Raw genomic sequence first — 14412 nt, 5'->3', positions numbered from 1 at the left:
TTGGTGAACACCACGTTACAGGGTGGTTCGTCGCGGATGCAAATCGGCTTCCGCACCGCTCCTGCAGGTCGCAAACCCGTGTGGCCCCAACCACATTCGAGCTCAGGACGTCAGCTACCACCGCCGGCGGCCTGGTACTGCTGAACCGCCTTGTTGAGCTGATCGAGCGCCTGACCGTAGGCGGTGAAGTCGCCATTGGACTGCGCCTGCTTGAGCTTGTTGAGCGCGTCACCGATCGCATTCACGGCCGCGTCGCGCTGCGGATTGCTCGGTGTGGACGGCTGATTCGGCTGCGGAGCCGGCGCCGGTTGATCGGCGCCCGCCTGCGGGGCGCTGGGTTCGCCGTTGAGCGGCGACGTCGCGTCGGCCGGACTGATCCCGATCTGCGCGAGCGCCTCGGCCGTCGTGGCGGCATAACCGACCTTCGGGTTGCCGGCCGCCGCGTTGTAGTACATCAACACCCGATGCAGCTTGGGCACGCCGCCGCCGTTGTTGGTCTGCGTGTACAGCGGCTGGACGTAGAGGATGCCACCACCACCGACCGGCAGCGTCAACAGGTTGCCGTAGGTGACCCGGGTGGTGCCCTCCAACTGTTTTCGGTCACCGAGCACGGCGCCGTAGTTGTTCATGTTGTCCTGGGCCTGCTGCGGGCCGACGCCGGACTGCCGGTCGGCCGGCAGCACCTTCACCGTGATCTGCCCGTAGCTGCCGGGATCCGACGACACCGTCATATAGGCGGCGAGGTTCTTTTCGCGGAAGCCGGTGTACACCGTCGTCAACTGGAACTGCGAATCGGTGCCGCTGCTCTCGCGCGGATTGCGCGCGGTGAAGTAGTACGGCGGCTGATTCAACTGACGGCTGGCGTTGTCCTCGTTGCTCGGGTCCGGGGGCACCGACCAGAAGTTGTTGTTCTGGAAGAACGCCGTCGGATCGGTCACGTGATACTTCGCGAGCAGCTCACGCTGGATCTTGAACAGGTCCTCGGGGTAGCGGACGTGCGCGGCGAGATCGGTCTTCTTGTCGAATTCCGACCGCGGTTGCACCGTCCCCGGGAACACCTTCATCCAGGTCTTGAGGACCGGATCATTCTTGTCGAACTGATAGAGCGTGACCTTGCCGGTATAGGCGTCGACGGTCGCCTTCACCGAGTTGCGGACATAGGAGATCTGTTTGTTCGCCTGACTGCGCTGCGCCTGATTGTTGATCAGATCCTGCGCGTCCGTCGTCGCATCCTGCAGTGAGGTGCGCTGCGAATACGGGTAGTTGTCGAGGGTGGTGTACCCGTCGACGATCCATTTGATCGATCCGTCGGCCATCACCGCGGGATATGCCTTGGAATCGACGGTCAGCCACGGCGCAACCTGCTTGACGCGGTCGCGCGGATCCCGGTTGTAGAGGATTCGTGAATTGCTGTTGATGGCATCGGAGAGCAGGAAGTTGCGGTCGGTGTACTTCACCGCATACATCGCGCGCGTGAACCAATTGCTCAGCGACACACCGGAGTCGGCGGTGTAGGTGTATTGACGGCCGTCCTCGTCGTATTCGCGGGGGCCACCGGTGCCGCCGACGATCGAATAGTCGGGCGAGACATTGGCGATCAACTCACCGAAGTAGATCCGCGGCTGGGTCACCTTGATCGGCGCGGTCTTCTGGTAGTCGGGGTTGCGGATGGTCTGCAGGTCGCTGACGTTGAAGACGGGCAGGCCGCCACGGTCACTGCCCGACGTGGCGTCACCGGAGGCCTCGTCGACCTGATTGGCCGGTGCGGCGACGAACCCGTTGCCGTGGGTGTAGACGGTGTGCTTGTTGAGCCAGTTCTGCTGCTGATCACCATATTTGGTGGGATCGAGTTCACGCACCGCGACGATGTAGTCGCGCTCTTGGCCGTCGACCTTGTATCGGTCGATCGCCAGTTGCGAGGGGAATCCGTAGAAGTTCTTCAGGAACTGGCGCTGATTGAACGTGGGTCCGATGACGTTCGGGTCGAGGATGCGGATATTCGACAGCGTCGGCTCGTCGGAGTTCACCGCCTCCGCGCTCGGCGCCGTGGCACCCCAGTCGGTCTGGTAGTCCACGTTGCGGTCGGCGACGATGCCGTACGCCTGCGTCGTCGCCGCGATGTTGCGTTTGATGTACTCCGATTCCTTCTGCGCGGCATTGGGCTTGACCGAGAACTGCTCCATCGTCAGCGGCCAGCCCACACCCATGACCAGCGCGGCCAAGAGCATCAGCACAGTGGCGATCGCCGGGATCCGCAGATCCTTGAGCACCACACCGGCGAAGAACGCCAGCGCGCAGATGATCGCGATCGCCATCAGGATCAGCTTCGAGGGCAGTACCGCATTGATGTCGGTGTAGCTGGCACCGGAGAAGATCTCCTGTTTACGATCGCTCGAGAGCAGGCTGTACCGGTCGAACCAGTAGGCGGTCGCCTTGAGCAACAAGAAGATCCCGGCCAGCGCGGCCAGTTGGATACGGGCCGAGTTGGTCAGCGAACCGCTACCCCCGCCGAGCCGGATGCCACCGAAGATGTAGTGGGTGATCAGACTCCCCACGAACGCGATGACGACGACGACGAAGAGGAAGTTGAGGATGAATGTGACGAACGGCAACCGGAACGCATAGAAGGAGATGTCGAGGCCGAACTGCGGGTCGGTCACCCCGAAGTCGGTGCTGTGCAAGAAGGTCTGCACGGTGGCCCACGATCCCTGGGCGACCAGCCCGGAGATCACGCCGACGAGGACCGGCGGAACGATCGCAAACCAGCGGATACGCCCCATCACCGCGGCCCGGTAACGCGCGAGTGGGTCGCCCGGACCGGATGCGGGGACAAACACCGGCCGGGATCGATAGGCCAGCGCGATCGCGCCGTAGATGATCGCGCCGACGATCACGCCGACGATCAGGAACAGCAGGATGCGCGTCCACAAGATCGTGGAGAACACCTCGGAATATCCGAGGTCGGAAAACCACAACCAGTCGGTGATCAGACCGACGATCCGTGGCCCGACCAGCAAGATGACCAGCAACGCCACCGCGATGCCGATGATGATCTTGCTCCTGCGCGACAGTGTCGGCAATCCTGCCGGCCCGCGTACGCCCACCTGTCCCACTCTCCAAAGTTCTCAATTCGGACATGCGCCTGCGACCGCTCGTTCGCGGCCGCAGGCGACGTGGCCCCACTGTACTGGGCACTGCGGCACACCGACGCCATCACCGGCGCCGGGGCAACCCCGTCAAGGCACCAACGCAGGCGGGCGGTCGCCGAGTTCCCGACCACTCGCCTGCGGTCCCCCCCGACGGCCGGGCATGATGAACAACGATGCCGCACGCCAATCGCTACTCCCCCGACGATCTCGGCCGCACGCTGCGCGAGGCTCTCGACTTCCTCGTCCCCGACGGACCCGATCAGACGCCCACGGTGTTCGCCCTGGTCCCGACACCTGTGCTGGCACAGATGCATCCCGAGCTCGTGGCACCCGACGACGACTCGGTGCTGAGCCTGCTCGCCGAGGAAGCGCTACCCGGGTCCGGCCGTGGGCCCGGCACCGAACCGTATGCCGCGCTCGAGGAGTTCCTGGCGACCGCATCGTGGCCGGAGTCGGTGGTCGGCGCCGCAGTGGTCCTCGACATCGTGGTGCTGCCGCCGGGCTCACAACCGGACCTGCCGCCCGAGCAGCAACCCGAGCGCCGTGCGGCCCGGCTCGCGGTCGGCGCGCTGCGCGGCGGGCCGCGCCTGGCGCTGCTCGAGCTGGTCCCCGAGAGTCCGGACGAGGCCCGGGAGTTGCGCACCCACCCCGACCTCGCGTCGGATCTGCAGGACGCCCTGAGCGCCGCACTCGAGGACTGAGCTCCGGCGAGCCGCTCTCAGCAGTGGGGTGCCGGCTTGCCTGCGCCGATGGCGCCGAGCGCATCGAGCGCGGACGTCAGCGACTCCACCTTGACCAGCGTCAGTCCGTCCGGCGCATCGGAAGCCGCCTCGGTGCAGTTCTGGTCGGGCACGAGGAACACCGTCGCACCGGCGTCGCGTGCGGCCCGGGTCTTGTGGGTGATGCCACCGATGGGCCCGACCTCGCCGTCGTCGGCAATGGTGCCGGTACCGGCGATGAACTTGCCATGGGTCAACTGCGTGGTTCCGAGGCGATCGATCACGGCCAGCGTCAGCATCAAGCCGGCCGACGGGCCGCCGATGTCACCGACGTTGAAGGTGATCTTCAGGTTCGGATCGGCGTTGCGCACCTCGGGGGTGACGCCGATGTAGGCGACGGACCGTTCGCCCGGCCGCGCAGCCGCCTTGATCGCCACCATCCGGGTGATGCCGTCGCGTCGGATCTCGAAGGGGATCTCGTCGCCCGGCTTGTGCGCCCGCACCACCTTCTGCAGGTCCTCGGAGGTGGCCACCGCGGTGCCGCCGACCCGCACGATCACGTCGCCGGACTTCAGCACCGACGCGGCCGGTCCGTCCTTGGCCACCAGTTCGGCCACGAGCTCGGTGGGCCGATTGAGATACCGCAGCGCCGCCGCCTGCGCGGTGCTCTCGGAGTTGCTCATATCCTCGACGTTTTGCTGCTGGGTCTCCTCGGTGGACTGGTTCGGCGGAAACACGGTCTCGCGTGGCTGCACCGAATAGGTTCCCGACATCCACATCCCGATCGCCTGGAACAGCGACAACCCGTCGGTCACCGAGACCGTCGTCAGGTTGAGGTGACCGTCGGTGTGCTGGGTGGGGGCGCCGCTGATGTCGACGACGGGCAGCTCGCGATTGTCGAGTTCGATGTTGCCCAGGGTGTTCACGGTCGGGCCCGGGCCCAGCGCCACGAAGGGCACCTGCACCGTGGTGCCCACGACGACGAGCACCAGCAGGACCAGCACGGTGACTGCCACGGTCAGAACGCGGCGTGAGGAGGTCCCCTTCATTCCGACCACCCTAGGACATCGCCCGACAGGAAATCGCCCGGTGCGGCCTACGCTCAAGGCGAAATCGTCGAGGGGGTGGGCGCGCCTCGCTGACGGTACCGTGGAGACATGACTGATTTGCCCTTCGGTTTCTCGTCTTCCGGTGATGACGACGGCAAGGACGAGGACACCGGCGCCGGTAAGGGTGGCGCAGGCGGCTCGCAGAATCCGTTCGGCTTCGCGCTCGGCGGCGAGGGCTTCGACCCGTCCGCCGGACTCGATCCCTCGGCGCTGGGCCAGATGTTCAGTCAGCTGGGCAACATGTTCAGCGGGATGGGGTCGTCGATGTCGGGCCCCGCCGCCGGCGGCCCGGTGAACTATGACCTCGCCGCGAAGCTGGCTCGCCAGCAGATCGGCAACTTCACCCCGGTCCTCGGCAAGGAGACCGCGGCGGTGGCCGACGCGGTCCGTCTCGCCGAGGTGTGGCTCGACGACGTCACCACCCTGCCCGCGGGCATCAGCAAACCGATCGCGTGGACGCCGGTGCAGTGGCTCGACGAGACGATGCCCACTTGGAAGGGACTGTGCAATCCGGTTGCCGCACAACTTGCGAAGACCTGGGAGCAGAATCTGCCACCCGAGGCCGCGCAGTTCGCCGGCCCGATGATGGGCATGATGACCCAGATGAGCGGTATGGCCTTCGGGACCCAGCTCGGACAGGGTCTCGGCCAGCTGGCCAAGGAGGTCCTGACCTCCACCGACATCGGCCTGCCACTCGCTCCCGAGGGCGTCGGGGTACTGCTGCCCGAGGCCATCGCCACCTTCGCCGACGGACTGGATCTGCCCGCGCAGGAGATCATCGTGTTCCTCGCCGCCCGGGAGGCAGCGCACGTGCGGCTGTTCACCCACGTGCCGTGGCTGCGCCAGCGGCTGCTCGCCACCGTCGAGGAGTATGCGCGCGGGATCAGTGTCGACTTCTCCGGCATCACCGACGCCACCGCCGGGATCGATCCCACCGAGCTGTTCTCCGACCCGTCGAAACTCGAGGAACTGATCAGCTCCTCGGCGTCCTTCGAGCCGACCACCACGCCCGAGCAGAAGGCCGCCCTCGAGCGCCTCGAAACGTTGCTCGCCCTCATCGAAGGCTGGGTGGAAAATGTTGTCACCCAAGCACTTTCCGATCGAATCCCCAGTACGGCGGCATTGACCGAGACGATGCGCCGCCGCCGTGCCAGCGGCGGGCCGGCCGAACAGACCTTTGCGACCTTCGTCGGTCTGGAACTGCGGCCCCGCAAGCTGCGTGAGTCCTCGGCGCTGTGGCTGTCGCTGTTGCAGGCCTCCGATGTCGCCACTCGCGACAAGGTCTGGGAGCACCCGGATCTGCTTCCCGACGGAAATGATCTCGACGCCCCGGCATCGTTCATCGATCGGATGATCGGCGGCACCTCGGAGCTCGACTCGGCGATCGCCGAACTCGAGAGGTCCCTGGCCGCCGATGCCGATGCCACCGATACCGATGCCACCGACCCCACCGATGACCCGGCCGGCCCCGACAAGGGCGACGACGAGGGCGGTCCGGCGACCCGCTGAGCAAGTCGGTCCCTGCCTGTGGATAACTGCGTCGGCGGCGGCCGATCGACGCCGGTCGATGGCAAGGTGATCGCATGACAGCGGCGGCCGCGACACCGTATCCCCCTTCGCGGCGGGCGTCCGTGCCCGCCGGCACCGCACTTCCCGTCCTCGTCGATGGCACGGCCGTGCTGATCCGTCCGGACAATCGGATACACATCGGGGCGGACCCGCACACTGCACTCGTACTCGAACTGCCGGCTCGGGTATCCGGTCGTGCGGTGGCAGCATTGCTCGGTTCTCTGCGTACACCGCGAACCCGAACCGAGATCTTCTCCGACCTCGTCGACACCGGACTGACCCGTGCCGATCTCGACACCATCCTCGACCGGCTCGTCGCCGCCGGGAAGGCGCTACGCCCGGCTCCGGGCTCCCGGACCTCGACCCTGCGGATCCGGGTACACGGCACCGGCCCGCTCACCGCCCTGCTGATGTCGTCGTTGACCGACGCCGGGTTCGGCGTCACGCGCAGCGCGCGCCGGCCGATGGTGCCGGCGAATGCGGCTGCCGTATCGCCTTTGGCCATACCCAATCTCGTCATACTGGCCGACCATCTCGTCCACGAACCGTGGATGGTCGAACGGTTGATGCGGACACGCACACCCCATCTGCAGGTGCGGCTGCGCGACGGAGCCGGTCTCATCGGGCCGCTCGTGCTGCCCGGCCTCTCGAGTTGTCTCGATTGCGCCGACCGGCACCGTGCCGATCGGGATTCGGCGTGGCCGGTGCTGGCCGCCCAACTCGTCGGAGCCACCGGCCACGCGTCCACCTCGATTGCCCGGGCCACTGCCGCTCTCACCCATGACCAGGTCGAGCACCTGGCCGACGCCTTGGCCGAGGACGGCACCGTCGGGCCTCCGCATTTGGTGAACCGGGTTCTCGAACTCCGCCCGCAGCCGTCGCGTCTCGAGAGCACGACCTGGTTGCCGCATCCGCTCTGCGGATGCCACGAGGTCACGGTGCCGCAGCGGGCGCGGCCCGGGCACCCGCCTGCCCGTCCTCTATCCTGAGGAGGCGAAAGGAAGCCATGACCGACATCACACGGGGGCAAGGTCGCCGTAACGCCAAACTCGTCTCGCTGCCCATCGGCATGGCCGGACGCGCCGCTGCCGGGTTCGGCAAGCGGATGGCCGGCCGGGACAAGGACGAGGTCAACCAAGAGCTGCTGGAGAAGGCCGCCGACCAGTTGTTCGCAGTTCTCGGTGAACTCAAGGGCGGGGCCATGAAGGTCGGCCAGGCCATGTCCATCATGGAGGCGGCCATCCCCGACGAGCTCGGGGAGCCGTTCCGGGAAGCTCTCACCAAGCTGCAGGCCGAGGCGCCGCCGCTGTCGGCGCCGAAGGTACATCGGGTCCTCGACCAGCAGCTCGGCACCACGTGGCGTTCCCGTTTCCGGGAGTTCTCCGACGAGCCGGCCGCCGCCGCGAGTATCGGCCAGGTACACCGGGCGGTGTGGTCCGACGGCCGCGACGTCGCGGTCAAGATCCAGTACCCGGGAGCCGATCACGCCCTCAAGGCCGACCTGAAGACCCTCTCGCGCATGTCGAGCCTGATCCAGAAGCTCTCCCCCGGCACCGACGTCAAATCGATGATGGACGAACTCATCGATCGCACCGAGGCAGAACTGGACTACCTCGGCGAGGCCGACAACCAGCGCGCGTTCGCGAAGGCCTTCGCCGACGACCCGAAGTTCGTGGTCCCCAGGGTCGTGGCGAGCTCACCGAAGGTCATCGTCTCCGAGTGGCTCGTGGGTACGCCGCTGTCGAAGGTCATCACCACCGGCGACAAGGCCACGCGCGATCGTGCGGCCGCGCTCATGTCGGAGTTCGAGGTCTCCTCACCGTTCCGCGTCGGATTGCTGCACGGCGATCCACACCCGGGCAATTTCTTCATCACCGACGACGGACGGTTCGGCGCATTGGACTTCGGTGCCGTCGGCCACTACCCGAACGGTCTACCACCCGAGACGGGTCCGATCCTGCGCCTCGCGCGCGACAAGCAGTACGACGAACTCAAAGAGCACCTGGTCGCTGCGGGATTCATCCTGCGCTCTCAGGTGGACAAGGTCAGCCCGACCGACCTGCAGGCGTATTTGCGGCCCTATGTCGACCCGCTCTACACCGAGTCCTTCCATTTCAGCCGAAAGTGGTTGCAGCGCGCCGCCGGTCATGCGACCGATGTGCGCGGTGACGTGTACAAGACGTCGCGCCACCTCAATGTGCCCAAGCAGTACGTGATGGTCTTCCGGGTTCTCGCCGGCTGTGTGGGCATCGCCGCGCAACTCGACGCCGAGGCGCCGTATCGGTCGATCATGGAGAAATGGGTACCGGGCCTGGCCTGAACCGAAGCGAGTGGGGTGCGTCGGCTGCGACGCGATGGCCGGTCGGTCTGATGACGAAACCGGCCGTCCCCGAGCCACTTTCGTGACGGGAACGGCCGGTTCGCTCAGGCGGCATTCTTGCGCGGACGGCCACGCGGCCGCTTGCGTGCCACCACGGCACCGCGCTCGAAGATCTCGCCGCCCCATACGCCCCACGGCTCACCGCGTTCGATCGCCGCCCTCAGGCAGGCCTGCCGCAACGGGCAGTCGGCGCACATCACCTTGGCGCGCTCGAGGTCACGGGGATCCTCGGCGAACCACAGATCGGCGTCGGCGAGCTGGCAGGGCAATTCGGCCTGCCCCGCGGCCGGGACGGGCGCAACGCCGACCGCGTCGATGCGATCGGCGGACATACAGGATTCGAGAACGCACTCGGTCGTCATTGTTGTCTCCACCTCTACTCGGATTTCGGATGTTCTCGACCCGAGCCCCCGGTGGATCCCTGTCCCGCGTCGATGCGACGGGTGGGTGGTCAACCAGAAAAGGCCACGGGTTCGCTTGCGCGATTCGCCCGTGGCCGTCGTTCCGACGCGGTCAGCGTCTGAATCGGTGGTGATGCACGGGGAACCGCTTGTCGGCTCGTGCTGCGGCTACTGCCGTCAGTGCCCGAGCCGGTCGGCCGGCGGGCTGCGCCGGCGCGGCGGCGTGATGAGCGGCGGCATGGGCGCTCGCGTCCGGCCAGAAGCGGTCACGACGGGCGACGGGCTGCGAGCACATGGTCATGCCGCTGCCGATCACTGCTGCCGACTTGTCGGCGCCGAGAATGATTCCGTTCACTGATCCGCTCCTTTCTGGTCTCACGTGCTTACGGTCGACAGCCGTTGCCGTGGCGGCACTCGACCGTCCCATGCAGATGCTATCCCCGTGCTGATGCGTATAACAGCCTAAATGCGGCCGCCGGAATCGCACAACCTATTTTTGACCTGCGTTTTTGACGAGCTCGATGACGTCGGCGCCGTACTCGTCGAGTTTGGCGGCCCCGATCCCCGAGATCGACACCAAACCGGCCGGATCGGTGGGGCGCTGCTCGGCGATGGCCAGCAGCGTCTTGTCGGAGAACACGACGAACGCAGGCACCTTCTTGGTGTCGGCGCGTTCGCGTCGCCACTCCTTCAACGCGACCAGCAGATCTTCGTCGAGATCGGACGGGCAGGTGGCGCATCGGCCGAGCAGTGTCGCGGTCGAGTCGATGAGCCGCGACCCGCAGACCCGGCAGGTCGGGCCGCGTCGCGGGGTGCGCTGGGGGGCCACGCGTGCGGCCGGTGAATCGTCCGGGATGAGTCCCGACAGGAAGCGCGACCGCCGACGGGATCGGCCACCCTCGTTGCGTGCCGCGGCCCAGGATATCTGCAGATGTTCGCGGGCCCTGGTGATGCCGACGTAGAACAGACGCCGCTCCTCTTCGATCGCTTCGGGCGATCCCTTGATGGCCTGGCTGATCGGCAACGATCCGTCGGTGAGTCCGACCAGGAAGACCGCGTCCCATTCGAGGCCCTTGGCCGCGTGCAGCGACGACAGGGTCACCCCCTGCACCGTCGGTGGGTGCCGGGACTGCGACCGGGTGCGCAACTCGCCGACCAACTGCGTCAGCGTCAGATCCGGGGTCTCGGTGACCATGTCGTGCGCCAGATCGACCAGGGCACGCAACGATTGCCACCGCGCCTTGGCCTGCGCACCCGACGGCTCCTCGTCGTCGAGACCGAGTTCACGCAGCACCGCGGTGACCGCGGTCGGAACGTCGACGTCCTCGCGCAGCCCGCGCTCGGCCACCGCCTCGAGCCGGCGCATGGCCTGTCGTACCTCGGTGCGTGTGAAGAATGCCTCACCGCCGCGTACCTGATAGGCGATGCCCTCCTCGGTGAGCGCCTGCTCGTGGTTCTCCGACTGCGCGTTCACGCGATAGAGGATCGCGATCTCCGACGGCGCCACGCCATCGTTGATCAGCCGCTTGATCCGCTTGGCGACGGCGGCCGCCTCGGCCGGCTCGTCGGGGTAGTCGACGAAGCGGGGTTGTGGGCCCGCCGGCCGCTGGCCGACGAGTTCGAGTCTCGTGCCTGCGATGCGTCCGTGCGCGGCCCCGATGACCCGGTTGGCCAGGCCGACCACCTGCGGGGTCGACCGGTAGTCGCGGACCAGCCGCACCAGGGTGGCCTCGGGGAAGCGCCGCGGAAAGTCGAGCAGATGGTCGGCCTTGGCGCCGGTGAAGGTGTAGATCGTCTGGTTGGCGTCGCCGACGACGGTCAGATCGTCGCGCTCACCGAGCCACGCGTCGAGCAGGCCCTGCTGGACCGGCGTGACATCCTGGTACTCGTCGACGACGAAACAGCGGTACCGGGACCGGAACTCTTCGGCCACAGCGGGTTCGACGCGAATCATCTCCGTCATGTAGATGAGCAGGTCGTCGAAGTCGAGGAGCCGGTCGCCTTCTGGGGACACCTTCGAGTCCTCGTAGGCCGCATACACCTCCGCGACCTTTTCCGGCGCCGTCGGCGTCTCGCGCATCAGCTGCTCTGCCGCCTGCACATAACCTTCGGCGCCGATGAGCGAGGCCTTGGCCCATTCGATCTCCGAGAGCAGGTCGCGCACGGTGTCGGTGGACGTACTCAGCCCGGATCGGCGGGCGGCGCGGGCCATCAGCGGGAACTTGTTGTCCAGCAGTTCCCAGGACGCGTTGCCGAACACCCGCGGCCAGAAGAACCGCAACTGCCGCAGTGACGCGGCGTGGAAGGTCTGCGCCGATACCGACGGCCCGGACACGCCGATTCCCAACGACCGCAAGCGGGTACGCATCTCCCCCGCCGCCCGGGCGGTGAAGGTGACCGCCAGCACCTGCGACGGATTGACCTGCCCGGTATCGATGAGGTGCGCGATCCGGCGGGTGATGGTGCGGGTTTTACCGGTGCCGGCGCCGGCGAGCACGCACACCGGGCCGCGTGGCGCGAGCACCGCCTCACGCTGCTCGGGATCGAGGCCGTCGAGGACGCCGCCACGGTGGTGCGGCGGGGCGTCCGACACCTCGAGAGCGGATCGGGCAGAACGTTGCGGCACGCGTTCCACTATGTCAGCCGCCTATGACATCGGCGTCGCCGCGCTCCACAGTGCGGCGCGGTCCGCGGCTGCGCGGCCGACGTCAGACGCCGAGCTTCGACCGGACGTCGGCGATGCTCGGATTGGTGGCGGTGGTGCCGTCGGCATAGCGCACGGTGGGAACCACGTGGTTGCCGCCGTTGACGCTGCCGACGAACTCTGCGGCCTCTGGATTCGTCTCGATGTCGATCTCGTCCCACCCGATTCCAGCGCTGCGCAGACCGGTCTTCAGTCGTGCGCAGAAGCCGCACCAACTCGTCGTGTACATGGTCAGCTGGTCGGCTGGGTTCGTCTCGTTCGCGGATGCGTCACTCATGGGTGGGGTAACAGCATCGACCGGTGCGGTGTTCCATGACGGGGTGTTCCATCGGGCCTACGCGGGGGCGTGCGCCCAGCCGGTGATCAGGGCGTGTGCGATCGAGATGGTTCCCGGCAGCAGCAGACGCGGCCCGGGCGCACGCGGATCGGGGTCGTGCGGATCGGGGTCGCCTCGTTGCCATTCGTCGCCGCTCGCGAGCGCCTCGAGTATCTCGTCGCGGTGGAACCATTGCGCGTCACCGATCTCGCCGTCGAGGAACCGCAGCGGTTCGTCCGGGTCGCCGAGCGCGGTGAAGCCGAGCATCAACGACCGCGGGAACGGCCATGGCTGGCTGCCCAGGTATTGCGGCCCGGTCACGGTGATGCCGACTTCTTCGTGCACCTCGCGGATCACGCACTGCTCCAACGATTCCCCGGGTTCGACGAAGCCGGCGAGCGTGGAGTACCAGCGTTGCGGCCACACCGCCTGGCGTCCGAGCAGGATCCGGTCGGCACCGTCATGCACGACGGTGATGATGGCCGGATCGGTACGCGGGAACTCGTCGGCACCAGAGTCGACGTGGCGCCGCACCCACCCGCCGCGCGCCGGTCGCATCGGCCGACCGTCCACCGGCGAGAAGCGCGCCCGCTCATGCCAATTCAGCACTCCGAGTGCGGTGGCGAGCAGCCCGGCCTCATCGGCGGAGAGCCGGGCCGCGCCGCGGCGCGCATCGGCGGTGCGGCCGTCGAGCGCGTCGACGCGCAACGCCCAGAGATCGGTGTCGATGTGGGCGAGGAAGACCGCGTCCTCCGGCGGCTCGTCGGCGATCTCGGTCGCGGGCCGCCACGCGAGGCCATGCTCCCCGGTCACCGGGTATCGTCCGGCCGGATCTATCTGCAGGACCTTCGCGCTGGGCCAGCCCGAACGCATGCGATCGGGATCGTCGCGAACCTCGTCGGCGCGGTCGAAGGTGCCCTGGGTCAGCAGCGGCGGTTGGTCGAAGACGAAGGCACCCATATCAGTCGGACGGTCCCTTGCGGACGTACAGCAGCCGGTCGCCGGCCTCGATCTGTTCGACGACGCTGTCGTCGACCCGGTGCAGCACTCCGTTGCGCACGACCCCGAGCACGATGTCGCGGGTGTGTGACGGGGAGCCGCCGGTCTCGGTCGGGTCCACCTCACGTTCGGCGATCGCATATCCGGCGTCGGGGGTGAGCAGATCCTCGATCACCTCCACCACCGACGGCGTCATCGTCGCGATACCCAGTAGTCGTCCGGCCGTCTCCGAGGAGACGACCACGGAGTTGGCACCGGACTGGCGCATCAGATGGGTGTTCTCCGATTCCCGGATCGAGGCGACGATCTTTGCGCGCGGATTGAGTTCGCGCGCGGTGAGTGTCGCGAGCACCGCGGTGTCGTCGCGGTTGGTGGCGACCACGATGCTCGCCGCGTGTGCCACCCCGGCCAGCCTTAGCACGTCGGATTTGGTGGCGTCGCCACGCACCGTGACCAGCCCGTCGGATTCGGCGGCCTCGAGCACTGTCGGATCGGCATCGACGATGACGATGTCGGCGGGTTTGATGCCGTCACCGATCATCGCGTCGACCGCGGTGCGGCCCTTGGTGCCGTAGCCGATGACCACAGAGTGATTGCGCAAGCTGTTCCTCCAACGCTGGATCTTGAGTGCCTGACGCGACCGTTCGGTGAGCACCTCGAGGGTCGTTCCGATCAACACGATCAGAAACAGCACACGCAACGGGGTCACGAGGAGCAGATTGAGCAGTCGCGCCGACGGCGACAGCGGCGTGATGTCGCCGTAGCCGGTCGTCGACAGCGTCACCGCCGAATAGTAGAGGGCATCGAGGAACGACAGGGCGTTGTCCTGTACGTCGCGATAGCCGCTGCGGTCGAGATAGACCAGCACCGCGGTGAAGAACAGCGCGAAGATGGCGAAGACCACCCGCTTTCCGATGGCGCGCGCCGGGCTCTGTTGCAACTCCGGGATACGAACGACACCGACCAACGCATAGTCGGGCCCCTCGGAGAGGTCCTCTCCGCGAAATCGGCGGCGGAATCCGCGCGTCCTCATCGCTCGCCTCCGCGCGTGGACCGGGCCCCTGAT

12 protein-coding genes are annotated in these 14412 nt (G+C 67.1%); 4 read left to right on the top strand and 8 right to left on the bottom strand.

Annotated features, from left to right (window positions below):
• Window positions 1-110: 110 nt before the first annotated feature.
• Window positions 111-3104, bottom strand: a complete 2994-nt coding sequence (locus ACPXB3_RS10640; protein WP_425727555.1) for a UPF0182 family protein — start codon at window positions 3102-3104, stop codon at window positions 111-113.
• A gap of 218 nt (window positions 3105-3322) precedes the next feature.
• Here ACPXB3_RS10640 and ACPXB3_RS10635 point away from each other — a divergent pair, with 218 nt between their 5' ends.
• Entirely contained in the window at window positions 3323-3850 is a 528-nt protein-coding gene (locus ACPXB3_RS10635; RefSeq protein ID WP_425727554.1) for a PPA1309 family protein, read from the top strand.
• A gap of 17 nt (window positions 3851-3867) precedes the next feature.
• Here the strand turns inward: ACPXB3_RS10635 and ACPXB3_RS10630 are convergent, their stop codons facing one another.
• Window positions 3868-4917, bottom strand: coding sequence for a YlbL family protein (locus tag ACPXB3_RS10630; RefSeq protein ID WP_425704621.1), 1050 nt, complete (start codon window positions 4915-4917; stop codon window positions 3868-3870).
• A gap of 108 nt (window positions 4918-5025) precedes the next feature.
• Between ACPXB3_RS10630 and ACPXB3_RS10625 the strand changes: the two genes are divergently transcribed.
• From ACPXB3_RS10625 to ACPXB3_RS10615, 3 genes are all read left to right on the top strand, one after another.
• Window positions 5026-6486: a zinc-dependent metalloprotease gene (locus ACPXB3_RS10625; protein WP_425727553.1), complete on the top strand. Its 1461-nt coding sequence runs from the start codon at window positions 5026-5028 to the stop codon at window positions 6484-6486.
• Window positions 6487-6560: 74 nt separating this feature from the next.
• A complete protein-coding gene (locus ACPXB3_RS10620) occupies window positions 6561-7535 on the top strand; it encodes a hypothetical protein (RefSeq protein ID WP_425727552.1) in 975 nt (324 codons plus the stop codon).
• A 17-nt stretch (window positions 7536-7552) separates the two neighbouring features.
• The gene (locus ACPXB3_RS10615) at window positions 7553-8866 is read left to right on the top strand and encodes an ABC1 kinase family protein (RefSeq protein ID WP_425727551.1); all 1314 of its coding nucleotides are present in this window, start codon (window positions 7553-7555) and stop codon (window positions 8864-8866) included.
• Window positions 8867-8970: 104 nt separating this feature from the next.
• On the opposite strand, the gene ACPXB3_RS10610 is transcribed toward ACPXB3_RS10615, so the two are convergent.
• The 6 genes from ACPXB3_RS10610 to ACPXB3_RS10585 form a co-directional block, all read right to left on the bottom strand.
• A complete protein-coding gene (locus tag ACPXB3_RS10610) occupies window positions 8971-9288 on the bottom strand; it encodes a WhiB family transcriptional regulator (protein ID WP_425704617.1) in 318 nt (105 codons plus the stop codon).
• Window positions 9289-9439: 151 nt separating this feature from the next.
• On the bottom strand, window positions 9440-9682 hold the full coding sequence (locus ACPXB3_RS10605; protein ID WP_425704616.1) for a hypothetical protein: 243 nt from the start codon (window positions 9680-9682) through the stop codon (window positions 9440-9442).
• Between the two features lie 135 nt (window positions 9683-9817).
• A complete protein-coding gene (locus tag ACPXB3_RS10600) occupies window positions 9818-11920 on the bottom strand; it encodes an ATP-dependent DNA helicase UvrD2 (protein WP_425704662.1) in 2103 nt (700 codons plus the stop codon).
• A gap of 115 nt (window positions 11921-12035) precedes the next feature.
• Window positions 12036-12308, bottom strand: a complete 273-nt coding sequence (locus ACPXB3_RS10595; RefSeq protein WP_425704615.1) for a mycoredoxin — start codon at window positions 12306-12308, stop codon at window positions 12036-12038.
• 57 nt (window positions 12309-12365) lie between these two features.
• Complete coding sequence (gene nudC / locus ACPXB3_RS10590; RefSeq protein ID WP_425704614.1) at window positions 12366-13307, bottom strand: NAD(+) diphosphatase; 942 nt, start codon at window positions 13305-13307, stop codon at window positions 12366-12368.
• Between the two features lies 1 nt (window position 13308).
• Complete coding sequence (locus tag ACPXB3_RS10585; RefSeq protein WP_425704613.1) at window positions 13309-14379, bottom strand: potassium channel family protein; 1071 nt, start codon at window positions 14377-14379, stop codon at window positions 13309-13311.
• Window positions 14380-14412 lie beyond the last annotated feature (33 nt).

Origin of the sequence: Gordonia sp. DT219, from assembly GCF_049847065.1 — a bacterium.
In the GTDB taxonomy this organism is placed as follows: Bacteria; Actinomycetota; Actinomycetes; order Mycobacteriales; family Mycobacteriaceae; genus Gordonia.
The sequence above is the reverse complement of the archived record's forward strand: the minus strand, read 5'-3'. Positions and strand labels throughout refer to the sequence as shown.